At 42.2% G+C, this 23,794-nt stretch carries 24 protein-coding genes; 2 read left to right on the top strand and 22 right to left on the bottom strand.

Features of this window, described 5'->3' with window-relative positions; translation table 11 throughout:
* From ftsA to M3197_RS03890, 21 genes are all read right to left on the bottom strand, one after another.
* A complete protein-coding gene (gene ftsA, locus M3197_RS03990) occupies nucleotides 1–1,278 on the bottom strand; it encodes a cell division protein FtsA (RefSeq protein WP_251658763.1) in 1,278 nt (425 codons plus the stop codon).
* A 91-nt stretch (nucleotides 1,279–1,369) separates the two neighbouring features.
* On the bottom strand, nucleotides 1,370–1,741 hold the full coding sequence (locus tag M3197_RS03985; protein ID WP_025785139.1) for a small basic family protein: 372 nt from the start codon (nucleotides 1,739–1,741) through the stop codon (nucleotides 1,370–1,372).
* Between the two features lie 2 nt (nucleotides 1,742–1,743).
* Nucleotides 1,744–2,457 carry a DUF881 domain-containing protein gene (locus M3197_RS03980; RefSeq protein ID WP_251658761.1) on the bottom strand — a complete coding sequence of 238 codons (714 nt, stop codon included), beginning with the start codon at nucleotides 2,455–2,457 and terminating at the stop codon, nucleotides 1,744–1,746.
* A gap of 29 nt (nucleotides 2,458–2,486) precedes the next feature.
* A complete protein-coding gene (locus M3197_RS03975; protein WP_251658759.1) occupies nucleotides 2,487–3,218 on the bottom strand; it encodes a DUF881 domain-containing protein in 732 nt (243 codons plus the stop codon).
* Nucleotides 3,193–4,008, bottom strand: a complete 816-nt coding sequence (locus tag M3197_RS03970; protein ID WP_251658757.1) for a cell division protein FtsQ/DivIB — start codon at nucleotides 4,006–4,008, stop codon at nucleotides 3,193–3,195. The genes M3197_RS03975 and M3197_RS03970 overlap by 26 nt, the downstream gene beginning before the upstream one ends.
* A gap of 20 nt (nucleotides 4,009–4,028) precedes the next feature.
* Entirely contained in the window at nucleotides 4,029–5,081 is a 1,053-nt protein-coding gene (ftsW, locus tag M3197_RS03965; RefSeq protein WP_251658756.1) for a putative lipid II flippase FtsW, read from the bottom strand.
* Nucleotides 5,082–5,159: 78 nt separating this feature from the next.
* Nucleotides 5,160–6,515: a UDP-N-acetylmuramoyl-L-alanine--D-glutamate ligase gene (murD, locus tag M3197_RS03960; RefSeq protein WP_251658754.1), complete on the bottom strand. Its 1,356-nt coding sequence runs from the start codon at nucleotides 6,513–6,515 to the stop codon at nucleotides 5,160–5,162.
* The gene (mraY, locus tag M3197_RS03955; protein WP_025785145.1) at nucleotides 6,516–7,487 is read right to left on the bottom strand and encodes a phospho-N-acetylmuramoyl-pentapeptide-transferase; all 972 of its coding nucleotides are present in this window, start codon (nucleotides 7,485–7,487) and stop codon (nucleotides 6,516–6,518) included. It abuts the gene before it with no gap.
* 57 nt (nucleotides 7,488–7,544) lie between these two features.
* Nucleotides 7,545–9,440: a stage V sporulation protein D gene (locus M3197_RS03950; protein ID WP_251660083.1), complete on the bottom strand. Its 1,896-nt coding sequence runs from the start codon at nucleotides 9,438–9,440 to the stop codon at nucleotides 7,545–7,547.
* Nucleotides 9,441–9,516: 76 nt separating this feature from the next.
* The gene (locus tag M3197_RS03945; protein WP_251658752.1) at nucleotides 9,517–11,721 is read right to left on the bottom strand and encodes a penicillin-binding transpeptidase domain-containing protein; all 2,205 of its coding nucleotides are present in this window, start codon (nucleotides 11,719–11,721) and stop codon (nucleotides 9,517–9,519) included.
* Nucleotides 11,718–12,086: a cell division protein FtsL gene (gene ftsL, locus M3197_RS03940; RefSeq protein ID WP_251658750.1), complete on the bottom strand. Its 369-nt coding sequence runs from the start codon at nucleotides 12,084–12,086 to the stop codon at nucleotides 11,718–11,720. Before ftsL ends, M3197_RS03945 begins: the two co-directional genes overlap by 4 nt.
* Before the next feature lie 17 nt (nucleotides 12,087–12,103).
* Nucleotides 12,104–13,036: a 16S rRNA (cytosine(1402)-N(4))-methyltransferase RsmH gene (gene rsmH / locus M3197_RS03935; protein ID WP_251658748.1), complete on the bottom strand. Its 933-nt coding sequence runs from the start codon at nucleotides 13,034–13,036 to the stop codon at nucleotides 12,104–12,106.
* Between the two features lie 28 nt (nucleotides 13,037–13,064).
* Nucleotides 13,065–13,496 (bottom strand): division/cell wall cluster transcriptional repressor MraZ, encoded by a 432-nt coding sequence (mraZ, locus tag M3197_RS03930; RefSeq protein WP_125102006.1) that lies wholly within the window; start codon nucleotides 13,494–13,496, stop codon nucleotides 13,065–13,067.
* Between the two features lie 182 nt (nucleotides 13,497–13,678).
* Nucleotides 13,679–15,286, bottom strand: coding sequence for a bacillithiol biosynthesis cysteine-adding enzyme BshC (gene bshC, locus M3197_RS03925; protein WP_251658746.1), 1,608 nt, complete (start codon nucleotides 15,284–15,286; stop codon nucleotides 13,679–13,681).
* An 87-nt stretch (nucleotides 15,287–15,373) separates the two neighbouring features.
* Entirely contained in the window at nucleotides 15,374–15,766 is a 393-nt protein-coding gene (locus M3197_RS03920; RefSeq protein WP_251658743.1) for a DUF3397 family protein, read from the bottom strand.
* Complete coding sequence (locus M3197_RS03915; protein ID WP_251658741.1) at nucleotides 15,763–16,653, bottom strand: 2-dehydropantoate 2-reductase; 891 nt, start codon at nucleotides 16,651–16,653, stop codon at nucleotides 15,763–15,765. Before M3197_RS03915 ends, M3197_RS03920 begins: the two co-directional genes overlap by 4 nt.
* A gap of 58 nt (nucleotides 16,654–16,711) precedes the next feature.
* A complete protein-coding gene (locus tag M3197_RS03910; RefSeq protein ID WP_251658738.1) occupies nucleotides 16,712–18,265 on the bottom strand; it encodes an acyl-CoA carboxylase subunit beta in 1,554 nt (517 codons plus the stop codon).
* A gap of 25 nt (nucleotides 18,266–18,290) precedes the next feature.
* Nucleotides 18,291–18,506 carry a biotin/lipoyl-binding carrier protein gene (locus tag M3197_RS03905; protein ID WP_025785162.1) on the bottom strand — a complete coding sequence of 72 codons (216 nt, stop codon included), beginning with the start codon at nucleotides 18,504–18,506 and terminating at the stop codon, nucleotides 18,291–18,293.
* Nucleotides 18,507–18,639: 133 nt separating this feature from the next.
* On the bottom strand, nucleotides 18,640–19,395 hold the full coding sequence (locus M3197_RS03900; protein ID WP_251658736.1) for an enoyl-CoA hydratase/isomerase family protein: 756 nt from the start codon (nucleotides 19,393–19,395) through the stop codon (nucleotides 18,640–18,642).
* Between the two features lie 104 nt (nucleotides 19,396–19,499).
* A complete protein-coding gene (gene rpmF / locus M3197_RS03895) occupies nucleotides 19,500–19,673 on the bottom strand; it encodes a 50S ribosomal protein L32 (RefSeq protein ID WP_251658734.1) in 174 nt (57 codons plus the stop codon).
* 24 nt (nucleotides 19,674–19,697) lie between these two features.
* A complete protein-coding gene (locus tag M3197_RS03890) occupies nucleotides 19,698–20,234 on the bottom strand; it encodes a YceD family protein (protein WP_251658733.1) in 537 nt (178 codons plus the stop codon).
* A gap of 131 nt (nucleotides 20,235–20,365) precedes the next feature.
* Between M3197_RS03890 and M3197_RS03885 the strand changes: the two genes are divergently transcribed.
* Nucleotides 20,366–21,580, top strand: coding sequence for a nucleotidyltransferase (locus tag M3197_RS03885; RefSeq protein ID WP_251658731.1), 1,215 nt, complete (start codon nucleotides 20,366–20,368; stop codon nucleotides 21,578–21,580).
* Between the two features lies 1 nt (nucleotide 21,581).
* Here the strand turns inward: M3197_RS03885 and M3197_RS03880 are convergent, their stop codons facing one another.
* Nucleotides 21,582–22,616: a SepM family pheromone-processing serine protease gene (locus M3197_RS03880; RefSeq protein ID WP_349774101.1), complete on the bottom strand. Its 1,035-nt coding sequence runs from the start codon at nucleotides 22,614–22,616 to the stop codon at nucleotides 21,582–21,584.
* A 174-nt stretch (nucleotides 22,617–22,790) separates the two neighbouring features.
* Between M3197_RS03880 and M3197_RS03875 the strand changes: the two genes are divergently transcribed.
* Entirely contained in the window at nucleotides 22,791–23,681 is an 891-nt protein-coding gene (locus M3197_RS03875) for a hypothetical protein (RefSeq protein ID WP_251658727.1), read from the top strand.
* Nucleotides 23,682–23,794: the final 113 nt, after the last annotated feature.

Raw genomic sequence — 23,794 nt, 5'->3', positions numbered from 1 at the left:
TTATTCAAAAAAACTATCGAAAAAGCGTTTTGTTTTACCAAGTAGTGAATCTTTTGCTTGTTTTGGTTCGTGAGTCTTTCTAGCAGCAGGTGCAGCAGCCGTTTCATCATACGCTTGTCCCATTGGTTCAGAGTATTCTTCCCCAAAGAACGTATCCTCCATACTCGCATAACGAATTAGTCCAACAGCTGTTGAATACATCGGCTCACGAACACCGATATATTCTGGCGTATGGATTCGAACGCGCGTGTTGAGGACATGACGTGCCAGTTGCAAAATGCCATCCATTTTGGTTGTACCACCAGTCAACACAACACCACCCGGAAGATCCCGGATGCCCAAGCGATACAACTCTTCAAGGACAAGCTCAAATAGTTCCTCGAGCCTTACACCGATAATCTCCGATATGTATTTTTGGCTATACTGATCTTTTGTATCTGCACCAATTACCGGAACTTCAAATAGCTCGTCATCCGATGCATCATCGTAAAATGCATGACCAAATTGGTGTTTAATTTTTCTTGCTTGTTCAGTCGTCGTCTTAAGAATAATCGAGAGATCTTTTGTAATATGATCTCCACCTACTGGTAAAACTGTTGTTGCCGCAAATCGATTTTCCCAGAACACGGAAACTGTCGTTGAGCCCCCACCGATATCGATGAACGCCGTTCCATGATTCTTTTCGTCTTCCGTTAATGCGAATGTACCGGAAGCGAGCGGCTGCAAATAGATTTCACGAATGGATAGCCCAGCGCGTTCTACACAACGAAGGATATTGTGTACAAGTGTTTTTGATGTCGTAATCATTGTACCGTCCATTTCAAGACGAACTCCGATCATCCCTCTAGGATCTTTTATCTCATCATAATCATCCACAATGAATTGCTTCGGAATGATATTTACAATTTCTCGTTCAGGTGCAACAGACATTACTTGTGCAGACTCCATGACACGGTCTAAATCGTCATCTGTAATTTCACGATTCACGGAGTTTACAGCGACGACACCTTTTACATCATGAAGTGTAACACCATTTGATGGTATTCCAAGCACAACCTCTTTAACTTGTAATCCTGTCATCCGTTCTGCCTGTTCTACTGCTTTACGGATAGATTGTACTGTTGCATCAATGTCCACAATGGATCCTTTGCGGATACCGGCAGATTGAACATTGCCCACCCCAATCACATGTAGGGACCCGCCATCCACCTCGCCGATTAGGACTTTGATAGTGGAGGACCCGATGTCGAGTGACACATACATATTTGACTGACTCATCTTTGGCACCTCCCATTGTGACTCTTCTTCCATTCTATTGTATTCTTACTGCATTGTCTAAATATTTTCGCCATCCCCTCTCGAAATCCTCTCATTTTGAAGTATTTGTCGTAGAAACTTTTCGATACTCTGACCATTTAGTGAGTAATACCCGTCGAATAACGGCTAGATTCTGGAATAACCGGACTCCAAATGCAAATATAGCTGCTAAATAAAGATCCACACCTAAGTGTACTCCAAGGAATGCAAGCCCTGCAGCCAGTAAAATATTGAAGAAAAATCCTGTGATGAATACTTGATCATCATATACCCTCTGTAAGTGAGCTCGGATGCCTCCAAGCAATGTATCGAGTGCTGCCAACACGGCAATTGACAAATAATTACCGTATTCTTGTGGAATCTGGATATCCGAGAGAAATCCAAGCGATACCCCAAGTATTAACCCCAATATTGGTAACCACATTGTCAGCCCCCCTTTGGCAATTCTTTAAGAAAGTGATTCTCAAATTGTTCGATTCGGCCATTTATCGTTACTTCAGATTGGGGTTGTCCAACCTCTAACACAAAATCATCTAAATAGAAGTCATCGAGAATAGATGAGGATTGTAAAAAGTTATATAACTTTTCACTACTCTCCAAATCCGCAGAAAGGATTTTTATTTGAAAGGGTGGTAGCGATACAGCCAATCCATTCACTGTCGTCTCACCGTTTATGTCCCGGATAGCACTTAACCCAGTCACACGTTTTCCATCGATCTCCATGTCAATCCCTTTAAAACGGTTCACTTCATTAACAAATCGCGTTAGTAATTCCGGGCTTACTTCGTGCAGTGGTGTCCCAAATGCAATACTTTCTTCTGAAGGGACGACATCTATTACTAGGCCAGGACCCGTTTGGTCAATTATTCCCGCTTGTTCTCGTAAATCGTGAACCGTATCAGCTAATGCTTTCCCTGCACTCGCTCCTTCAGATGCATTGTACTTCCCAATTGTTGTATCCAGTTCACGAACTTCTGTCAATAGTTCCGAATGGAGTTTACGTTCCTTTGCTAACTCATTTCTGATTGCCCACAAGTCCCGCGTATCTCGCTCTTCCGGCTGCTGAACAGTATTATACTGTACCGCAACCATAAAACCGACAATGAGCAGGATGAAAGTGAACATCCATTTACGCCTCATACACACCCATCCTCCCTCGTCGGATTGGATTATCCCTGTATATCATCTCGTAATGCAGGCATAAGAATCTCTTTCCGCTTCTCGATTTTCATCTCAATGTTATCTGATAACAAACTATCCATTACGCCGCCTTTTAGCATCAGCGACGAGTTAAGCGCGTTGGAATCCCCAATTGCTTCTACCACGAAAGGAGCAGGATAGGTTTGTCCATCAATTGTAATGACGGGGCCCGTACATTTTATACTAGAATTCGCATTCAAACGTTGACCATTAATCGAAAGCGCCTGCGCCCCTGCTATTTTGAGTTCGTTAACTACTAATAGAACTTGGCTTTCATGTACTATATATTCATTCGGATTTTGCTCAGCCGGATCGTAATCTCCGTCCGCCAGTTCTACCCGAATCCCCTGTCCACTTGCTGGAACAACTCCCAGTAGTAACCGGAGATTTTTTGCTTCTTTGACGAGCAAATCATGGTTTTCTTCCGTATCGCTTAATGTTTGTTCAACTTCTGCAATTGTCTTTTGTTTTGAAGAGATTTCATCTGTCAGCTGCTTGTTACGTTCTTTTTGTTCGATTAATTCCTCTCGAAACCCTTCTTCTTTCGAATCAATTTCAGAGCGCAGTTGCTGTGTTTCAGACCCTGGTCCGAGCGTACGGTAGGAAAAGGATAAAATGAAACCAAGCACTAAAAATACGAGGGCATAAGAAATACGGTTATTCCTTTTTTTTCTATCACTCGTCTTTAGACTCACTGTCATCACCTTTTTCTTCTTCCGCATTTTCTTTATCCACTTTACTTTCTTCACTTCCATATAATTTACTATACGGAGTGAAATACGTTCCTACTTCCACGTCGATCACGCCTTTTTCTGAACCATTCAGCTGATTCACAATTTCAGGATAATACGAAAGCTTGTCCGAAAGTGTTCCGAGTGAAGCATGAACTTCATATCCATCGTCCATGTACAATATCACTTGGTCACCCTCCGAATCTTCCTGTTCCACAATTTCAGAAACGAGTTGGTAAATCGAGTCGTCCAATTCGATTAGTTGTGAAGCAAGAAGTTTTCGCACTTCCTCGTCTTCAAACCCATCCACGATTGGAATGTCCACTAAAGGTTCTTCATCTGGCGTAAAAACATCTCCATTTTCAAGGATGAGCTCGTATTGTCCTTTTCTATCCATCCATGCAATCGGGCTCCATTCCTGAACCGTAATGTGCACATCCCGAAACCATTTCCGTGAAACAGAAGCCTCTTGTACACCTTCTACAGCACGAAGACGCTTGGTTGCATTCTCAATATCGAATCCCCATATAGAGTCCCCTGAAGAAATTCCAGCTTGTTTTAAATAGAAATCCTTATCATGTAGCACTGATCCTTCAAGAACGACTGCATCGATTTTACTCGCTTGCGATTGAAAATAAAGGAGGACGAGGAGGATGGTGACAAATAAGAGTAAAATGAACACAAACTTCCTATTCGTCTTTTTGCGACGTTTTTTACGCATAGACGGAATCCGTTCTTCAATATCAATAACCTTTTCCATTTCCTCCCCCTCCTTTTCACTCAATCTCTCTTTTGTCTAGAAAAATGTAAGATCGTACCTACAGCAAGCCATGTCGTCAGCATAGAAGATCCACCGTAGCTGATGAATGGTAAGGTGACACCTGTTACTGGAAGCAGGCCAGAAACAACCCCGACATTCAGGAATGTCTGGAAGATAATGATGGATGCCATTCCAGATACAACAAGACATTCTTTCCATCCGGAAGTTCTAATAGCAACCCCAAAGGCACCTATAAGTAAACAAACAAACAGCAACAAAACAACAGTCGCACCTATAAAGCCAGTCTCTTCTGCAATAATCGAAAAGATAAAATCATTTTGAGGCTCAGGTAAGTACAAATATTTTTGTCTACTATTACCAAATCCATGTCCCAGCAATCCGCCTGGTGCAATTGCAAAAAGTGACTGAATACCTTGGAATCCTTTACCTAGCGGGTCACTCCATGGATCGATGTACGATTTTATGCGAGCTAACCGGTAAGGTGCTGCTGCTATTAGTGCAGTGAACGCTCCAACACCAGTCACCCCCAACAAAGAAAAGAAAGTAAGAGGATAACCTGCAACAAACAATACGACAAAAGCTGAAACGATCATTATGACGGCTGAACCTAAGTCAGGTTGCATCATAATTAAAGCAAAAGGCAATAAGATCAATGCGAAATGACGCCAATCCCAAACTTTCTGCCCAGATTTAGACTTCATACTCATTGCAAGTTTCCCAATCAAAGCAACTTTCACAAACTCTGCTGGTTGCAAACTAATTGGTCCAAATGCAATCCAACTTTGAGAGCCATTTCTAACTGCCCCAATTCCCGGAATGAGAACCAACGTTAATAACACAACAGCTACAACATAGAATAATGTCCAAAACTTCTCTGTTGATAACACAGGGGTCCGCATCATCAAATAGGCAATTGAAATAGATACACCTATGTAAATAAGTTGTTTGACGGCAAATGGAGCGGCATCAGCATATCGGACTTCTCCCCAATAAGCCGCGGCTGAGTGAACAAAGAGCACACCGATTATCGTCAGTGCTATGGCTGATAACATAAAGAGCATTCTATACTTTGAAAGCAGTGGATGCATCCTTTCGCTGTTAGATTTAAAGAATTAACGAATACTGATAGTTCATGGTTTTAGTTTTTGAACAGCTTCGATAAATTCATCGCCTCTTGCTTCAAAGTTAGGATACTGATCCCAGCTCGCACATGCAGGAGAAAGTAGAACTGTGTCTCCTATTTCAGATACGGCGTAGGCATCCAGTATGGCTTCACGAAGAGTTCCTGCCTCACGAACAATTCCTACGCCACATGACTCGGCGAACTGTATAATTCGATCAGCCGTTTCACCAATTCCTATTAGGGCTTTAACATGGACCATATGGGGGCGTAACTCCTCAAACGAGTGTCCTCGATCCAAACCACCAGCAATTAGAATCGTCGGTGTTTCAAATGAAGATAGCGCACTTTTGGTTGCTAACGTATTGGTTGCCTTCGAATCATTATAAAATTTACGTCCTTCATATTCTGTTACAAATTGCATGCGGTGCCTAACACCTGTAAACGAACTGAGTACACTCTCTATCGCACATCGTTCACAGCCATACAACAACGCAGCAGCAGTTGCAGACAAGATGTTTTCTAAGTTGTGCGCTCCGGGTAACGTAATTTTTTTCCTAGAGATAATCGGCTCACCCAGCCAGTAGATTGACTCACCGTCTGCTGAAATCCCTTCAGAACATCTTCCTTTTGTTGTAAAAGGGACAAGAGTGGCTTTTGTGTTTCCTATGAATCGCTCAATAATTGGTTGGTCTGCGTTATAAATCAGAAAATCAGTTGCTGTTTGATTTTTTGTGATTTGTGCTTTCGCTTCGGCGTACGCTGTTGCACTGCCATGATAGTCCAAGTGCGCCTCGTACAAATTTGTCCATATCGCGATATGTGGACGGAATTTATCAACGCCCATCAATTGGAATGAAGATGCTTCTAAAACAATAACTTCATCAGCAGTTGCTTTTGAAGCAACTGTGCTTGCAACCGTTCCAATATTACCAGCTATTAGAGGATGTCTATCCCCGATATTTAACATGTGATAAAGCAGTGTAGTCGTTGTAGTTTTTCCATTCGAGCCAGTAATCCCAATAATTGGTGCGTCACTGATCAGATAAGCAAGTTCAATTTCTGTCCAAATTGGAATCCCAAGTTGCTCAGCCTGTATAATCACTGGATTGGTATACGGAATGCCCGGATTTTTTACAATGAAGTCAAATCCAGCGTGTAAGATATCTTCTGGATGTCCACCGCAAATCACACGGACTCCTTGTACCCGTAGCTCTTCAGCAAGTGGGTTTCCTTCGTCAGGCGCAGCGTCATTTAACGTAACTGTTGCCCCGCAAGCTGAAAGCAACGAGGCGGCTGCATGACCACTTTTTGCCAATCCTAGAACGAGTGCTTTTTTCCCTAAAAACTGCGCTGCATTGTGCATTTACATCACCTCCATAAGTACAGGTACGATCGCAGCAAGAAATGCAATTCCCCAAAAGACAAGAACCACTTTCCATTCAGACCATCCAGAAAGTTCAAAATGATGATGAATCGGACTCATCTTGAATACCCGTTTGCCTGTCGTTTTAAAACTAATCACTTGAATTATCACGGATAGTGTCTCAATTACATACACAATCCCGATAATGAGCAACAAGAACTCTTGTTTAATAAGCATTGAAATCATCGCCAATGCCCCACCAAGTGCGAGCGAGCCCGTATCTCCCATAAATACTCTCGCTGGTTTCATGTTGAACAATAAGAAACCAAGCATTGCTCCAGAAACGACGAATGAAAACATCGCAATATCTTGCTGATTATAGGAAACTGCTAGAATACCGAAGGCAGAAAATGCAATCGATGATGTACCTGAAACAAGTCCATCCAATCCATCTGTGAGATTCACAGCATTTGAAAATCCAACTAGCCAAAAAATCAGGAATACGACATAAAAGATTCCCATATCGATCTCAAATCCTGTGAAGGGAATCGAGATTACTGTATCAAAAGGTCCTAGTTTCAACAGGAAAAATGCAAAAATCGCAATAATGATTTGACCTATCAGTTTTTGCAGAGAAGTCAGTCCAAGATTTCTTTTCATAACCACAATGATGAAGTCATCTATAAATCCAATGACCCCAAAACCAACCAGTACAAGCAATAGAACGATTGTCTGAGTAGTGAGTACGCCATTTATGTAAGACAAAATAGGCGTTGCAATAAGAATCGCGACAAGAAAAATCAAACCGCCCATTGTTGGTGTTCCTGCTTTTTTCAAATGAGCTTGAGGACCTTCTTCACGAATGCTTTGACCAAATTTCATCCGTCTTAGCAATGGGATGATCGCATAACCCAGTAGAGCCGTAAGGCCAAATGTTACGGCAATAGCCGTGATTGTTGTGACGAGCGTCATGTCTAGTTCTCCTTCTGTGTTCCCAAACAAGTTGTTGGTTCAGTCATGTTCGTACAATTACTCTGTATAAACGTGAAGCACATCTCCTTCATTCACTTCTGTTCCAGGTACAGGTAACTGCTTAGTAACTTTCTTACCATTTCCATGCCATTCAATTTTAAGCGTATATTGCTGATTTGCAACTTCGTCTTTGGTCAACCCTCGAAGATCTGGAATTTGTTGCGTAATCGGATCGCCCCAACGATATTCTTTTTCCATCTGATCTTTTTGTGGTTTGACACCTGCCAATGGAGCAATTTCCTCAATGATTCTTCCTACAATCGGTGCTGCAATGACACCACCGAATTGAACTGAGTTTTTAGGGCTATCTATTGCTACATAGACGACTAATTCCGGATCATTAGAAGGTGCAACCCCGATGAATGAGACGATGTAGTCTCCTTCCTTATACTTTCCATCTTGAACTTTTTGCGCTGTCCCCGTTTTCCCACCAACTCTGATTTCATCGACAAACGCATTACGCCCTGAACCATTCGCAACAACAGATTCCAATGCTCTTCTAACTTCTGCAGAAGTCTCTTCGCTGATGACACGACGCTTCATTTCAGGTACATATGATTGAGTTGCTTTCCCATCAGGTCCAATAATTTCCTTGACGATATATGGTTTGTACAGCATTCCACCGTTCACTGCGGCTGCTACAGCCTGGACTTGTTGAATTGGTGTTACTGCTATTCCTTGACCAAAAGAAGTAGTTGCTTGCTCTACAGGTCCAAACGCATCTTTAGCAAACAAAATTCCATTTGCTTCACCTGCAATACCCGATTCTGTAGATTCACCAAAACCAAAATTACGGATATAAGAAGATAGTTTCTCTTCCCCTAGTCGACGGCCGATTTCTATGAAGCCCGGGTTACAAGAGTTTTCAACGACTTCTAGAAATGATTGATGGCCATGACCTTCTCGCTTCCAGCATCTCAAGCGAGCTCCACCTACCATAGTATACCCTGGATCATTGAAGGTTTCATGGTCCAAGTCAATAACTTTTTCTTCCAGCCCTGCCGCTAATGTCATAATCTTAAAAGTTGAACCAGGTTCAAAGGTCATCCAAACCGGTAAGTTTCTGTTGTAAATATTAGGATCTGCTTCCTGATAGTTTGCTGGATCGAATGTTGGTGCAGACGCTAAAGATAGAAGCTCTCCTGTTTTAGGATTCATCACAATCGCAAGTGCTTGACTGGCATCATACTTTTCCATTGCTTGTGAGAGTTCTCGTTCAACAATTTTTTGTATCTCAGCATCAATTGTCAAAACTACGGATGAGCCCTTTTTACCATCTTTAAAATCATCATCTACATGGGGGAGTGGCACGCCTCTTGCATCCGTATACATCCGAATTCTGTCCCCTGTTCCGTTCAGGAACTCGTTATATGCATATTCAATACCAGCAAGACCTTGACCGTCATATCCTGTAAATCCTAAAAGGCGAGAAAGTAGTTCGCCATTTGGATAACTACGCATGAAATCTACACCTGTATAAAGACCAGGAATTTTCAACTCGGAAATCTTATCCGCCTGAGCTTTCGCAATATTTTTTCCTTCTGGTGCTAATTTAACCATGTAATCTTTTTTACTCATTTTCTCGGCTAACTTCTCCTGATCGACCTGGAGGATGGGCGCAAGTTTAGCTGCCGCATCTTCTGGATCCGGATTTTGAGCTGGCATGAAGTATAGAGTAGGGGCAAGTTGGTTACCAACAATCAATTTGCCATTTCGATCTACAATCTCTCCTCTAACTCCGCCAAAAGGGATCTCACGATCCCAGTTTGCTTGTGCACGCTCTTTCAGCCATTCATGTTTAATAATTTGTGCATGAAATAATTTCCCTACAGTTGCCCCCAGTAGGAGTAAAAAAATAATGAATACGGCTCGCAGTCTCTTTCTAGACCGCATTCCGATTATTTCTTTCAAAGAGCTTCACACCTCTCGTTTTATTGCTAATTTATGAGAGTGTATGCTCCGCTATTCATCAACCACCAATAATTTCAGGTTCTTCTTCTGATTCGGGCTTCGGTTGGTTAAGCTGTTCGGGTTCTTCTAATGTAATTACAACCGGGTCATTTTCTGAGACGGTTGCGCCCTTTGAAAGGCTTTGTTTTACAACGAATCCTTCCCCATTAAAACGAATATCTAGACCTGAGAAGTTCTTGAAAACTAATACTTGTTTCTTGGACCATCCTGTAAAGTCTGGAAGAATAGTTTCGCCAGAAGTTTTGAGAAGCACAAGCGAATCCTTGGTTATCTTAGTGTTGACAGCAGGAGACTGCTGAACAACTTTACCTGGTTTTCCGACAACAACTGGTTTTAGACCTAATTCGGTCAAACTCGCCGTCACTTCTTCTGATGATTTACCTGTATAATCTTTCAACTCCAGCGATTTATCAGGTTGTTCAGCATCAGGGGCGATATTTAAATACTTCAAACTACTTTCCATAATAGATGTGAAAATTTCTGAAGTCGGGTCTGATCCATATTGGCCAGCTTTCAATTTAGGCTTTTGAACGAGCACATACGTTAATAACTGTGGATCGTCAATCGGCGCCATCCCCAGGAACGAATACAAGTAATTTCCATCTCCACCAATATATCCTCCGCCTGATGTTTTAGGGATTTGTGCAGTACCTGTTTTCCCTCCCGCATCATATCCCTCTAAAGCGAATTTTTTACCAGTTCCATGTTCAGAAGTAATAACCGATGCTAGAATTTCACGTACTTGCTTAGCAGTTTGTTCACTAATTGGGCTCTTTTTCGCAGCAGGTTCATGTTTCTCGACGATGTTGTCTGTATTAGGATCAATAATTTGATCAATTACATAAGGGGTCATCATCTTTCCGTTATTAGCGATAGCCGTTGCTGCTTGTACCATCTGAATCGGTGTTACAGTTGAACCTTGTCCGTAAGAAGTTGTAAGTCGTTCACTTGGATAGTTCGCTAACAGAATCCCTGAGGCCTCATTTGGCAAGTCAATTCCAACTTTCTTGCCAAATCCGAATTCCTCAAAGTATTCAATAAGTGTCTGATCTCCCAATTTCTCAAGCAAGTATGCCATCGATACATTGGACGAACGCTGGAAACCTTCAAGAAATGTGATCATCCCCCACCCAACTTTATTTACATCACGAATGGTTTGATCATAAATTTCATATTGTCCTGATTTGTAATAGGCATTCGGATCCCATTTGTTTTCTTCAATAGCCGCTGCAAGTGTAAACATTTTCATGGTCGACCCTGGTTCAAATGTTTCTTCAACAGCTTCATTGAGCCAATTCCCTGTCAATCCTTCGCGTGTTCCAGGATGGAAAGATGGACGTTGACTCATTGATAGAATTTCACCCGTTTTCGGATTCACAACGACTGCGAGCATTTTTTCAGGGTGGTATTTCTCTTCAGCACGATTAAGCGCATCTTCCGTGAAATTCTCAATTGTTTTGTCGAGGGTTAGTTGAATCGTCTGACCATCTTGAGGTGCTTGGATATTCTTCTTTGTGTCACGGAGCTGGATCCCCCACCGGTCTGTTTTGAAGTCCACTTTCCCGTCAATTCCTGTAAGTTGTTTATTATAGGTTTTTTCCAGCCCCATTTTACCTACTGTTTTCACGGTTTTGTCTTCCGTTTCTTCCGGCATCGCAAAGCCTACTAAATAAGAAGCAAAATCCCCATTCGGATAAAGACGCTTTTTGTCCTCAAAGAAACGGATACCTGGTAATTCCTCTTTCTTGATAGCGTCTGCAGTCTCATTCGATATGGAGCGTCCAGCCTTGCCGAATTCCACTTGATAAGCTTTTTCAGGAGCTTCTTCAAATCGTTTCAAAATTGCTTCCTTGTCCATATCAATATACTTACTTAGAACTTCTGCTGTATGTTCAAAATCTGTGACATGCTGTGGTTTTTTAGAACCTTTGCTTGCATCCTTACTTAGAACAGCAACCAACCGATAACTCAGCGTATCCGTCGCAATGACTTCCCCTGCTCGATCAACAATCTGTCCTCGGTTTGCTTTTAACACACTTTCCTTTAAGTATTTTTGATCCGCCATTGCTGCAAGGGGGCGACCATCGATCTGTCCGGTAATTTGAATAAGTAGCATTCTTCCGAACAAAAGGAAAAAGAGCCCTCCAAATAACAAAAGCATTAGAAAGGCTCCACCTTGAAATCGAAATTTCTTTTTCTTCATCGTCCAGGCACGACCTTTACGTTACTTTCATTCAGATTCAAGCCGAGTTCTTTCGCTTTCTCCCAAATACGTTCGTACGTAGATTTCTCGCTTACTTGATTGGACAATTCAATATTCTGTTTTGATGTTTCCTCAATTTTGTTTGAAAGATAGTGCATATCTTTGTTTGTATCATTGATCTGCGCCTGTGTATGAAGCACCGTCGTTGAAAACATCACAACAGCCGCAATGAACACAACAGCTAGGAATTTTTCACCCGGTGAGAAAATCTTCCGGGTTTTCGGAGCAGGTATCGTTGCGGGACTCGCTTGAGTTTCCTGTTCCGGTATGTAATTCGGTTGGATTTTACGTTGCTCTAGAGCCATTCATCCTCATCCCCTTTTCATTTTCTTTCAGCTATTCTAAGCTTCGCAGATCTTGCTCGCTTGTTGGCTTCTATTTCTTCTTCACTTGGCAAAATAGGTTTACGGGTAATCAATTTCAATTTAACGTCAAGACCTTCTGGGATTACTGGCAAGTTGGGTGGAAGTTCCGGCAATGAGGAAGCCTCCTTGAAAATTGTCTTACACAATCGATCTTCCAACGAGTGAAAAGTGATTACACTTATTCGCCCTTTTGGATTGAGGAGCTCAATAGCGTCTGTCAGCGACTTTTCTGCTGCACCTAATTCATCATTAACTGCAATTCGAATAGCTTGAAACACTCGTTTTGCAGGGTGCCCACCTGTTCTTCTTGCTGCTGCAGGGATTCCAATTTTAATAAGCTCTGCAAGTTCTGCAGTTGTTTGAATTGGCTTTTCAGTTCGCGCTTCCTCAATTTTTCGAGCAATACTTTTTGAGAACTTCTCTTCACCGTAGCGGAAGAAGATACGAAGCAATTCTTGATAACTCCATTCGTTTACTACTTCAAAAGCAGTCAAGGCAGCTGAGGTGTCCATCCTCATATCCAAAGGGGCATCATGATTGTAGCTGAATCCTCGTTCAGGTGTATCCAATTGCGGTGAAGAAACGCCAAGATCATACAAAATTCCATCAACAGATTCTATATCAATTCTAAGGAGTTCCTCTTTTAACTGACTGAAATTAGCGTGAATGAATGTCACTCTATCTAAATACTCGGATAACGTATCTTTCGCCGCTTCGATTGCAGTCATATCTTGGTCAAAACAAATAAGTCTTCCTTTACCTGATAAACGCTTTGCAATCTCTGTACTATGACCCGCACCGCCAAGTGTGCAATCTACATAGATTCCTTCAGGTTGTATGGAAAGGCCTTCTACAGCTTCGTGAAGTAAAACAGTTGTATGATCGAACACTGGTACCGCCTGCTTTCTAAAATTAACGTCAAAAGTCAAAGTCCATAATATTTTCTGCGATATCGTTAAAGGATTCCTCGGATTCTTCGTAATACGTCTGCCAATTTTCTTCAGACCATATTTCAAATCTTCCCGAAACACCAATAACCATGCAGTCTTTAGAGATTTTGGCATAGCCAAGTAGTGAAGATGGAATATTTACACGTCCTTGCTTGTCTAGTTCAACTTCAGTTGCACCAGAAAAGAAAAATCGTGTGAATGCTCGGGCGTCTTTCTTAGTCACGGGCAACGCTTTCAATTTCTCTTCAAGCTTTTTCCATTCATGCATTGGATAACCGAAGAGGCAATTGTCCAAACCACGAGTCAACACAAAGCCATCCGCAAGATCTTCCCTGAATTTGGAAGGGATTATCAAACGGCCTTTTGTATCGATAGTATGCTGATATTCACCCATGAACATACCCTTCACCCCACTATATAAATTTAATGTACCACATCCCCCCACTTTCCTCCACCAATTTCCCAAATTGCAATGAAAATGTATCAATAGTACTTCATTTATTGAGATTGTTACATTTATTACAAAGAAAAGCACCCCTATAAGCACAGTTGCTGTGCTTAAGAGATGCTCTCATAAATGATTTATAAGTAAATAACAACATGTTGACCATTAATCGGTAACGGGGCTTTCAACAAGTCGTCGATTAACGTAGGTCCATATACATTTAAATATGGGTATGGTGTATACGTACGTTCCTGAAGATTTCTTTCAGGATACAAATCCCCTTCTACTCGACTATAATCACGGATCGCTACGGCGTATTTCCTTAACAACGCGTCCTCCGCTTTATCTTGAAGATAGGTAAGCTGACGTAAATGATAAGCACGATTTTTTTCAGCGAGATTCGCCAAGTCCTTGTCAGTGATGTGTTGCTTCATTTTGTTGTATTGTTCCTGAATTACATTTTCAGTTTCTTGTAGTAACTGTTCGAGTTGAACGTCTCGTTGCTCGTCTAGAAAATCGGCTCTTCTGCTAATGACTTCTCCAGCCATCACACCGGCAACTGTCAGCTTTGACTTTTCAAGTGCGTGCAAGGTTTGTTGAGTAACTAACGTCATGGAGATTCTAGGTACGAGTATTGGCATCTTCATATTTAACTGATTAAAAGCATCTTTTAACAACGACCAATAAGCAATTTCACCAGGTCCTCCTACAAACGCAAGAACAGGGAATACCATATCTTGCATCAAAGGTCTCGTCGCAACGTTATTGCTTAGTTGCCATGGGGTTTGTTCAGCGATTTCAAGCATTTCTTTAGTTGTAAACTGAATACCTGCAGATTCATTGATAAACAAATCGCCTTTCCTACTCAATAAGACTCGGCCTGTGTCGTGAATGTAAAAAAGGTGAGCCGCATCTTTTGCTGATTGAATAGGTGTCCCAAAGCCTTGTTCTTTAAATAGCCGCTCCTTTTCGGTAATCTTTTCGGCAATCGCTTCAGATTCTTTAATGAGTTTTTTGAAATAGTCGGATTCTAGCTTACGCAACGCCTTTTCTGCTGAGTCTATGAACAACAGTCCATGTTTTTTAAATAGGCCGTTCATTAATCGAACAAAGAAACCAGTAAAGGTGTGTTCTTGATTTGCTGATTGAAGCACTTCTTCTAATAATTCCTTCGTATATGCGGTTTCTTCGAAATCTCGGAAAACTTGACGTATGTAGCTAGTCATTTGCACAGCATCATACTCAGTGTCTGATGCCATTGTCTTTAAGACAAATCTTTCCGGATATTGCTGTTTCAACGGTCTGCCATCTTGTTCTGAAAAGACATGATTGATTTCTTCTAAATCATGGTCCTCACCCGCTACCCAAAATACAGGGATAACAGGAACCCCCAATTCTTTCCGTTGTTGTGCCGCAAGCAAAATAACGGTAATCGCTTTGTGGATGGAATAGAGCGGCCCCGTCAAGAGTCCAGCTTGTTGTCCTCCGACGATAACAACCCCATTGTTTGAGAGTTCATTTAAATGCGCAGAGGCAGCATCTGAAATTCCGAAAGGCTCCATATAGGAGCGGATTGTCCGCGCAAGTTCTTCTCGTTGAAACAGGCGACTGTTCAATTCAGCAAGTCGCTGTGGGTAACTTTCAGCGCTAAGTGGATAATCGAAGAATGTTTTGTTGAACTGCGCGTCTTGTCCATACGCCTCCATAACGGCGCTTTTATGTACGTTTTGTGATGCAATTTCCATCGTTCAAGCCCCTTTTTTCACCATCTATTTATGGATTGAGTATATCACTCCACTGTCATTGTTAAAAAACATACGCTTGCTCATCCGCTAACTCCTTAAAAATTCAGCAACCGTTTGCCCAACACCTAACAACAACAAGACGATGTAGAGCAATGATAGGATAAGAAATAGCATTCTCCACAGATTGCGGAACATATACTTCATACGGAACTCTTTACTACGAATTCTCTCCGCAATTGCAAAACCTATCCCCGCTATAAGTACTCCTACAATCAGGAAGACACCGCCTTGTATCCCCGTGATCATTGTGAATAACACACTCACAGATAGGAACAAAAAAGGCACTGTTACATCTGCCGCAATTCGAAATGACCTTACAGAAGAATAACCACTCACTTTTACTATTACAAACAATACCATTGTCAACAAATAGGGCACAATGACGATGAGTGACAACAAAAACTGTAACATCTCTTTCATGCGTCTTCTTTCCTTTCATCAATTGCTTTCAACAATGTTTCACACAATTTAAGCGTTGGCATTTTCTCTTCATGTCCTTCTAAAATCGCACTAACAATCGTGTCGATTTCCATCGGGATTTTATTTATTTTATCAACAAACATAGAAGAGCAGTTATCTGCAGTACGTCTGCAAACCGCTTCTATATCTGAAAAAGACATTTTTTTGGCAACCTCTGGATATTCAGTTGCAAGTTCTACATAAATCGCTTTCATAAGATGATGAGCAGAATTATTAGTGAGTAATTCACCATTCTTCAACTCCAAAATAGCCGTCAGCGGGTTAATGCAACAATTCACTAACACTTTTCGTAGCAACATCTGATATGCATCCTTTTCGTATAAAATAGGAAACGAAGGGGAATCTACTGCAATTAGCGAAAAGGAGTCCTTCTGACTGCTTTTAACGGGAGCGATACTCATCACTCCGATACCGTTATGAAACACAGTTCTGTCATCTCTTTTCCAAGCGCCATGTGTCAACGAAGCAACTGCTACAGAAGGGATGGACAATGAGAGAGCAAGTTCATAATGACGGAGTCCGTTTTGGATGAACACCAGTTGTTCTAGAAGTACATGATTCTCCAGCTTTTTCATTACATGTCGAAGATCATTCGATTTCATAGCAAGAATCCACAATGCCTTCTGCGGGACATTCGTCAAATCCGAAAAAGCAGCAACTTGAAAAGTTCTTTCTCGGTCATTCTGTATTCTTGTCACGCCATGTTTTCGAAGTTCACTAGCTTGGTCTTCACGTCTAGTAAAAAACGACACCGACATCCCCGCTTCTGCTAAGTAAGAACCAATTAATAGTCCCATTGCTCCCGCTCCTGCAATGACGACTTCCATTCTATCCCCCCTTCCATGAGAAAAGTCCGCCCTTTAGGCGGACAGAAACTCTAATCACTTAAACTGGATAAACCGGATGTTTCCGAGGAGGCTGTGGGATATTCTTCGTACTATACAGCTTAAAACGTGCAGCAAGGACTGTACGCAAATCAGAAGGTTTCACGATTTCGTCAATAATCATTTCTGATGCTAAGCGATAAATATCAATCTCTTCTTTGTACTCCTGCTGTTTTTGCTGTACATACGCACGCCGCTCTTTCGGATCTTCAATCGCTTCAATTTTGTTGGAATAGACTGCGTTCACAGCAGCTTCCGGGCCCATTACTGCAATTTGCGCTGTCGGCAGTGCGATACAAACATCTGGTTCAAACGCAGGACCCGCCATCGCGTATAATCCAGCGCCGTATGCTTTTCGAACAACAACGGAAATTTTCGGTACAGTCGCGGAACTCATCGCCATAATCAGTTTTGCTCCATGACGTATGATCCCCTCTTTTTCCACTTTCGTCCCGATCATGAATCCAGGAACATCAGCTAAAAATAGCAAGGGAATTGAAAATGCATCACACAAATTGATGAATTTGGCACCTTTGTCTGCGGAATCGACGAACAACACACCGCCCTTCGCTTTTGGCTGGTTTGCGATAATCCCTACAGACTTGCCGTTAATACGCGCGAGTCCCGTAATCAATTCAGGTGCAAATTTCTTTTTCACTTCAAAGAAACTTCCCTCGTCAATCAGCACATCTAGCGCTTCATACATATTAAATGGTGCGTTTTGGTTTTCAGGAATGATTTCTTCCAGTGATCGTCCTACTTTTGCCGCCACAGCTTCCGCTACGGGTGCAGGCTCCGTAAAGTTCGCAGGAAAGAACGCAAGATAACGTTTCGCTTCAGCGATTGCTTCCTCCTCGTCCTCTGCCAGTACATCCCCACATCCACTGACGGAACAATGCATTTCCGCACCGCCCATTTCCTCTAACGATACTTTCTGACCAATGACCTTTTCAGCCATTCTCGGAGAACCTAAATACATCGATGCATTCCCCTTAACCATGATGACAATATCACAAAAAGCTGGTATGTACGCACCTCCAGCGGCTGAAGGTCCGAACAGAACGCAAATTTGCGGGATAAACCCTGACAGTCTCACTTGGTTATGGAAAATTCGTCCTGCACCTCTGCGATTCGGAAACATATCCAGCTGATCCGTAATACGGGCGCCTGCAGAATCGACTAAATAGAGCATCGGTACTCGATGCATTTCTGCCGTTTCTTGGATTCTAATAATCTTCTCGACTGTACGAGAACCCCATGAGCCCGCTTTAATTGTTGAATCATTTGCCATAACGCAAACAGTTTGGCCACCGACTTTCCCCATAGCGGTAACGACACCATCTGCTGGCAAGTCTCCTGCTTCACAATTCGCGAAGCGACCATCTTCTGTATACTCACCGTCGTCAAAAAGTAACTCAAGACGTTTGCGTACAAATAACTTTCCTTGTTGCGCAGCTTTTTCATGATAGTTAGGTTGTCCGCCAGCAAAGATTTTCTCGAGTTGCTGTTCTAGCTTATGATTATACCCCTTTTGTTCTTCTGTGTGGTTTGTCATGTGAACTCCCCCTTAACTAATTCGCTTATCCTTCAAACGTCAGAATAAGGTCACCTTCGTCAACAAAATCCTCTTCTTTCACAGCAATTGACGCCACTTTTCCATCCATTTCAGCTTCAACAGGAATTTCCATCTTCATCGATTCAAGGATAACAACGACATCCCCTTTTTTCACTTCTTGCCCCACTTCAACTTCAATTGTGAAAACTGTTCCCGTCATTGTAGAAAGTACTTGAGCCATATTATTTCCTCCTCAACTTTTGCTTGCTGTAGATAGATGATTTTCATTTATCTATTTACTAGTTTATCTGAACAATGAAACCGTTTTCAACTATTCATTTATCTTTTGAATATTCAATCTACTAAGCAAGTGTTTACCGGCTACGAAATTGATGAACAGCTGCATGATGCGCTTCTGATTCCCAGAGAATTGAACACCGCTTGCACTCTTCAATCATCCGTCCTTTTAAGTCAGATTGTTCCCATTTGCGGATTGCAATGGCTTTATAAGCTTGCAGCACTGAAGACTCTATGTGGTCGAATTTAGCTGTAAATTTATCGAGTGCAACTTGTTTGTCGCCTGAATAGGTATCTGTAATCCATCCCCACTCAAGCAGTTTTTCAGCTGTATGGACACGAGCTTCTGTCAATAGTTGCAGTACTTCACTATGCCCAGACTTTTTCTCATATAGCAACGATGCCCCACCCCATCCCGTTGTAATTGCAAGAGACCCTTGGATGAACCCTGCTTTTGAACCAGACTTCATCAATCTGTAATCACAAGCCGATGCAATTTCGCAACCGCCACCGACTGCTGCACCATCCATCAGTGCAATAACAGGGATCGGTAACGTTGCAAGTCTGTATAACAACTTCGTCATTCGAGAGAGCATTGGAAGTGCTTGAGCAGACGTTTCTAACGAGTGGAACTCACTGAGATCTCCTCCCGAACAAAATGCTTTTCCACCTTCAGACGTGATGACACACCATTTCACATCACCATCTTGCTCAACAAAGTCAACGAATTGTTCAAGTCCGTCCATCACTTCATAATTTACGGCATTGCGAACTTCAGGGCGCGTGATTGTAAACGTGACAGTTCCCTGATCGGATGTAATCTTAAAGGACATGCTGATGCCTCCTAATTATATGTAAAAAAAAGACTACCGTGAGCCATGGTCTCACGGTAGCCTTTAGATAGCAAACGCCATCCGGGAGTTGCGGCAGAATCTAATTATTCGCCTACAACAACTTTCCCTTTGTATTGACCGCAAGACTTACAGATGCGGTGTGCCAATTTCATTTCACCACAGTTATCACAAGTTGTCATACCTGGAACTTGTAACTTGTAATGTGTACGGCGCATGTTCTTTTTGGTTTTAGATGTTCTTCTCTTTGGTACTGCCATTAGAGGGCACCTCCTTTATTTCGACTAGTCGTTATCGGATTCAAAAAATCTTGCTAAGCCTGCAAGTCTAGGATCCGTTTTCTTATCCTGTTCTTCTGTCAATTGTAGATTGTACTCTTCGTCAGTCGCATATGACCAACCCTTGCCGGAGGCTTCCGTCATGGTATCCGCATCATCACAGTAGACCTGTAATGGTACTTCCAAAAGAATGAGTTCTTCAAAGATCGGCATTGGATCGACTACATCTCCCGTAATCGGGTGGATCTCATCGTCTTGTGCTAATACGTCTTCATCCCAACTGTACTGCTCGTCCGACTCAATAGAGAACGGAAAATGAACATCTTCCCATGTGCGTGCACATGGTAATGTCAACGAACCTTCCAAATGGAAACGAAACGATATCTTTTTCGAACTAACTGTACAACTTCCTTTTAACTGAACAGGTGAAATTGCCCGAATTTCCGGGTTTCTTTCCCTTACAGATCCAAGATCAACCACTTCGTCAAGCGGCATTGATGCTCCCTGCCTGAACTTACGCAATTGATGAATTGACCATTTCATGCCTATCACCTCAAGACAACACTTTTGATTATATAGCGGATAAAAAAAGATGTCAAGATATTTTCTTGTCACTTGAACGCTTAGTTCATTATACTAAACGAATAGAATTCTTCAAACAGGAGTGATTTTCCATGAAAGCAGTTGGCATAGTTGTAGAATATAATCCTTTTCACAACGGACACTTGCACCATGTAATCTCTGCGAAAGCTCAAACCGAATCAGAATTAGTTATCGCAGTAATGAGTGGGAACTTTCTACAGCGCGGGGAACCTGCACTCATCGACAAATGGACACGTACAAAAATGGCCATCGACAATGGAGTAGACCTAGTTTTCGAATTACCTTATGAACGGGCAACCTCGAACGCACCTTCGTTTGCATCGGGTGCCATCCAACTGTTAGATGCTGCTGGCTGTTCCAGCTATTGTTTCGGAAGTGAAAACGGTTCAATCGCCCCCTTTATTGAAACGCTGAACCGTATCGACTCGGTTCAAGCGCAGTATGACGCAACTATTCGTGATGCAGTTCAGGAAGGCATCAGTTATCCAAAAGCGCTGAACAGAGCCTACTCAACACTCATTCGTTCTTCTATGAACGAACATGAAACAGTGGATTTATCATTACCTAACAACATTTTAGGCTTCCACTATATGGAGTCAGCTAAAAAAATGGGGTCCGCGATGATTCCCGCCACCCTTCCGCGACTTGGTGCCGGATATCATGATGATGTCGCACATGACACACCAATTGCAAGTGCAACCGGTATCCGGAAAGAGTTTTTTGAAAGTAAGAGCACAGAAAACATTCAGCAGTTTGTTCCCCACTCAGTTGTTCAATCACTGAATGATTGGCTTGCGCAGCGCGGACGTTTTGGTAGCTGGGATGGCTTTTATCCACTTCTTCGATTCCAAATCCTTCGAGAAGGTCCTGAGAGGCTAGCAACCATTGCAGACGTTTCAGAAGGACTTGAAAACCTTTTGTACAAAGCAGCAAAAAAAGCAGATACGTTTCAGCAATTCATGGCAATTGTAAAATCAAAGCGATACACCTGGACACGGATTCAACGCATGCTGACTCATATCTTCACAGGTTTCACATACAATGATCGAGCGGCCATGCAGAATCCAGATCACTTGCGACTCCTCGGAATGACATCCATCGGCCAATCCTACTTAAAAGAAATGAAAGAGGAGATGAAACTGCCTGTAGTGAGTCGCCTAGCCAATTCCGAAAGTGCTTCTGCTATCTTCTCTGCGTCTATTTCGGATTTGTACGCTTTTGGCATTGATCCAACTCAGCCACAGCTCGGGCTAGACTATACGATTCCTCCTATTCGGAAGTACTAACTCACTTTTTTGACTCTAACTTCTCTAGGTAGCTCAATGCATCATCCACTGTTTTTACAGGTACGATTTTCATTTTCGTACCTATTTTTTTTGCGGTTTCTGAGGCTTCTTCATAATTGGTCTTAATGCCTGGGTTTGCAGCTTTTACTTCTTCAGGTAAATCGTCATCCGGAGCGAAGAAAATTTCCATTCCGTCACGATCAGCAGCCATGACTTTAAAGTCAATCCCACCAATTCTTCCAACAGTTCCACCTGGCATCATTTCACCCGTTCCCGCGATAGTATACCCTTTAGAGATATCTTCTTCTTTTAATTGGTTAATAATTTCTAGCGTAAACATTAATCCAGCAGAAGGACCTCCGATTTCAGATGTATTGAAATTCACTTTGGGAATCGTTTTCAAAGAGCGATCTTCTAAAAATTGAATTCCTAAACCTACTTTTCCATTTGCTTCTGGAATTTCTTTTAATGTAATATCTGTTTGGAATTTTTTCTTGTCTCGCTCTGCTTCAACTTGAATCGTGTCACCTTTTCGCTGATCCGCAATATAAGTAGCGAACTGGTCGGGCTCAATTAGCGGCTTCCCATCCACTCCAACAACTCGATCACCAGCTTCTAGTTTCCCGTCTGAAGCACTCCCATCCACGACGTGTTGAATGTAAATGCCTGCAAAATCGATGTCCACTGGTTTCCCGGCTTTTTCAAAGGCAACTGTAATAGCGTTAAATTGTGAATCACTCATCAAACGCAACTGTCGCACATTGTATTCCTGATCACTCTCGCCATGTCGTCTTACTTTATTCGCTGGAAGTAACTGCATTTTGTCTGAAACCTTAGACCAAAAATAGGTTGCAGGTGTAGCTTTCCCAACAGATATTGTCATGAGACTAAACGTTCCTGCATCGTCTTCGTCTCCATCTTCCACTTTAACAAGCGGTGTTAATTCATAAGCACCACCAGGTTGGGATATGTAACTATCGAGTGGATATAGCATAAACAAAGCAATCAAAATTGTAAGCATTGCGGTTATGCCAATTCGTTTAAATGTAATTTTCCTGCACCTCCATTAATAGCCTGTACCTATTTTACATATGGTTAAGTGTACCATCTGAAAAAAGAGCGGCACAATGTTTTTTGTTTGAGCTTCTCACACATTAGAGAAAGGAGCCGCAAGCGTGCAAACAAAGCTACCAATACTTGCAAGCGAAGCATGATTAACGTCATTATGATTTGGGCGCTCATTGTCTTATTCATTTTACAACCGGGGATTGCACATGACGGCGCAGAAACAGGCGTAAAATTATTTGTGCAAGCATTGCTTCCCTATTTACTTCCTTATATCATTCTAACCCAATGGCTCTTAAAATTACCCGCTTCCAAAAATTCTTCTCCTCCTTGGATGCGCTACTTGAAAGCCTACACTCTTGGCTCATTTGGAGGATTTCCAGTCGGAGCGGTTACAGTAAGTGAAATGAAACGAAACGGGCAGCTTACTTCTTACGAAAGCAGCCTTCTTCTAGCAGCTTGTCACGCACCTGGTCCAATGTTCATTGTTGGATATGTTGGTCTCGAACTTTTTGGGAATTCAATGTCAGGATGGAAATTGCTCTTCGCAATCCATGTAGCCAACATTTTGTTCTTCCTGTTCGTACTTTTGTTAATGGCATCACGACGTTCTCATCAGGAGACGACAAAAAACGCACCAACCTCAGCACCAAGTTCAGCACCTCTATTAGATGCCTTTAAAGAGAGCTCGTCTATTATCATTTTAGTCGCAACAACCGTCGTGTTCTTTTCTTCACTCGGCAACGTACTGACCACTGTTATCCAAGCAGCTGCATCAGTGGAGATGGGGATTGTGAAAACAGTTGTACTTTCCTTCTTTGAAATGACATCGGGTGTCCAATCCGCCACTCAGCATTTTTATGGTTCCCCCATCTTTCCGTATTTAATCGCCGCCATTCTCTCGATCAATGGCCTTAGTATTCACATGCAAGTATTCGTTATTGCGCGTTCAGCCGAACTGTCACTTAAACCTTATGTAATTGGTCGTATCTGGAGTGTCCTAGCAGTCCCTGTGATTCTTTATATACTTCTTTGACCAACAACCTTTGTAATCCCGTGTTGAAATTCACTTCAAACAAAAGAGTTCACCTGCAGCTATAAGCAAATTCAATAAACGAGTTGCACAAAAAACAAAGGGTACGGCAACTG

Origin of the sequence: Sporosarcina aquimarina (genome assembly GCF_023715615.1) — a bacterium.
GTDB classification, from domain to species: Bacteria; Bacillota; Bacilli; order Bacillales_A; family Planococcaceae; genus Sporosarcina; species Sporosarcina aquimarina_A.
This window is presented reverse-complemented; position numbering and strand designations above follow the sequence as displayed.

Excerpts from the sequence above, each read along its gene's own strand:
- ftsA (WP_251658763.1), bottom strand. The coding sequence starts at position 1,278 with ATGAGTCAGTCAAATATGTATGTGTCACTCGACATCGGGTCCTCCACT.
- M3197_RS03985 (WP_025785139.1), bottom strand. The coding sequence starts at position 1,741 with ATGTGGTTACCAATATTGGGGTTAATACTTGGGGTATCGCTTGGATTT.
- M3197_RS03980 (WP_251658761.1), bottom strand. The coding sequence starts at position 2,457 with ATGAGGCGTAAATGGATGTTCACTTTCATCCTGCTCATTGTCGGTTTT.
- M3197_RS03975 (WP_251658759.1), bottom strand. The coding sequence starts at position 3,218 with ATGACAGTGAGTCTAAAGACGAGTGATAGAAAAAAAAGGAATAACCGT.
- M3197_RS03970 (WP_251658757.1), bottom strand. The coding sequence starts at position 4,008 with ATGGAAAAGGTTATTGATATTGAAGAACGGATTCCGTCTATGCGTAAA.
- ftsW (WP_251658756.1), bottom strand. The coding sequence starts at position 5,081 with ATGTTATCAGCCATAGCACTGACGATAATCGGTGTGCTCTTTGTTCAC.
- murD (WP_251658754.1), bottom strand. The coding sequence starts at position 6,515 with ATGCACAATGCAGCGCAGTTTTTAGGGAAAAAAGCACTCGTTCTAGGA.
- mraY (WP_025785145.1), bottom strand. The coding sequence starts at position 7,487 with ATGACGCTCGTCACAACAATCACGGCTATTGCCGTAACATTTGGCCTT.
- M3197_RS03950 (WP_251660083.1), bottom strand. The coding sequence starts at position 9,440 with ATGCGGTCTAGAAAGAGACTGCGAGCCGTATTCATTATTTTTTTACTC.
- M3197_RS03945 (WP_251658752.1), bottom strand. The coding sequence starts at position 11,721 with ATGAAGAAAAAGAAATTTCGATTTCAAGGTGGAGCCTTTCTAATGCTT.
- ftsL (WP_251658750.1), bottom strand. The coding sequence starts at position 12,086 with ATGGCTCTAGAGCAACGTAAAATCCAACCGAATTACATACCGGAACAG.
- mraZ (WP_125102006.1), bottom strand. The coding sequence starts at position 13,496 with ATGTTCATGGGTGAATATCAGCATACTATCGATACAAAAGGCCGTTTG.
- bshC (WP_251658746.1), bottom strand. The coding sequence starts at position 15,286 with ATGGAAATTGCATCACAAAACGTACATAAAAGCGCCGTTATGGAGGCG.
- M3197_RS03920 (WP_251658743.1), bottom strand. The coding sequence starts at position 15,766 with ATGAAAGAGATGTTACAGTTTTTGTTGTCACTCATCGTCATTGTGCCC.
- M3197_RS03915 (WP_251658741.1), bottom strand. The coding sequence starts at position 16,653 with ATGGAAGTCGTCATTGCAGGAGCGGGAGCAATGGGACTATTAATTGGT.
- M3197_RS03910 (WP_251658738.1), bottom strand. The coding sequence starts at position 18,265 with ATGACAAACCACACAGAAGAACAAAAGGGGTATAATCATAAGCTAGAA.
- M3197_RS03905 (WP_025785162.1), bottom strand. The coding sequence starts at position 18,506 with ATGGCTCAAGTACTTTCTACAATGACGGGAACAGTTTTCACAATTGAA.
- M3197_RS03900 (WP_251658736.1), bottom strand. The coding sequence starts at position 19,395 with ATGTCCTTTAAGATTACATCCGATCAGGGAACTGTCACGTTTACAATC.
- rpmF (WP_251658734.1), bottom strand. The coding sequence starts at position 19,673 with ATGGCAGTACCAAAGAGAAGAACATCTAAAACCAAAAAGAACATGCGC.
- M3197_RS03890 (WP_251658733.1), bottom strand. The coding sequence starts at position 20,234 with ATGAAATGGTCAATTCATCAATTGCGTAAGTTCAGGCAGGGAGCATCA.
- M3197_RS03885 (WP_251658731.1), top strand. The coding sequence starts at position 20,366 with ATGAAAGCAGTTGGCATAGTTGTAGAATATAATCCTTTTCACAACGGA.
- M3197_RS03875 (WP_251658727.1), top strand. The coding sequence starts at position 22,791 with ATGATTAACGTCATTATGATTTGGGCGCTCATTGTCTTATTCATTTTA.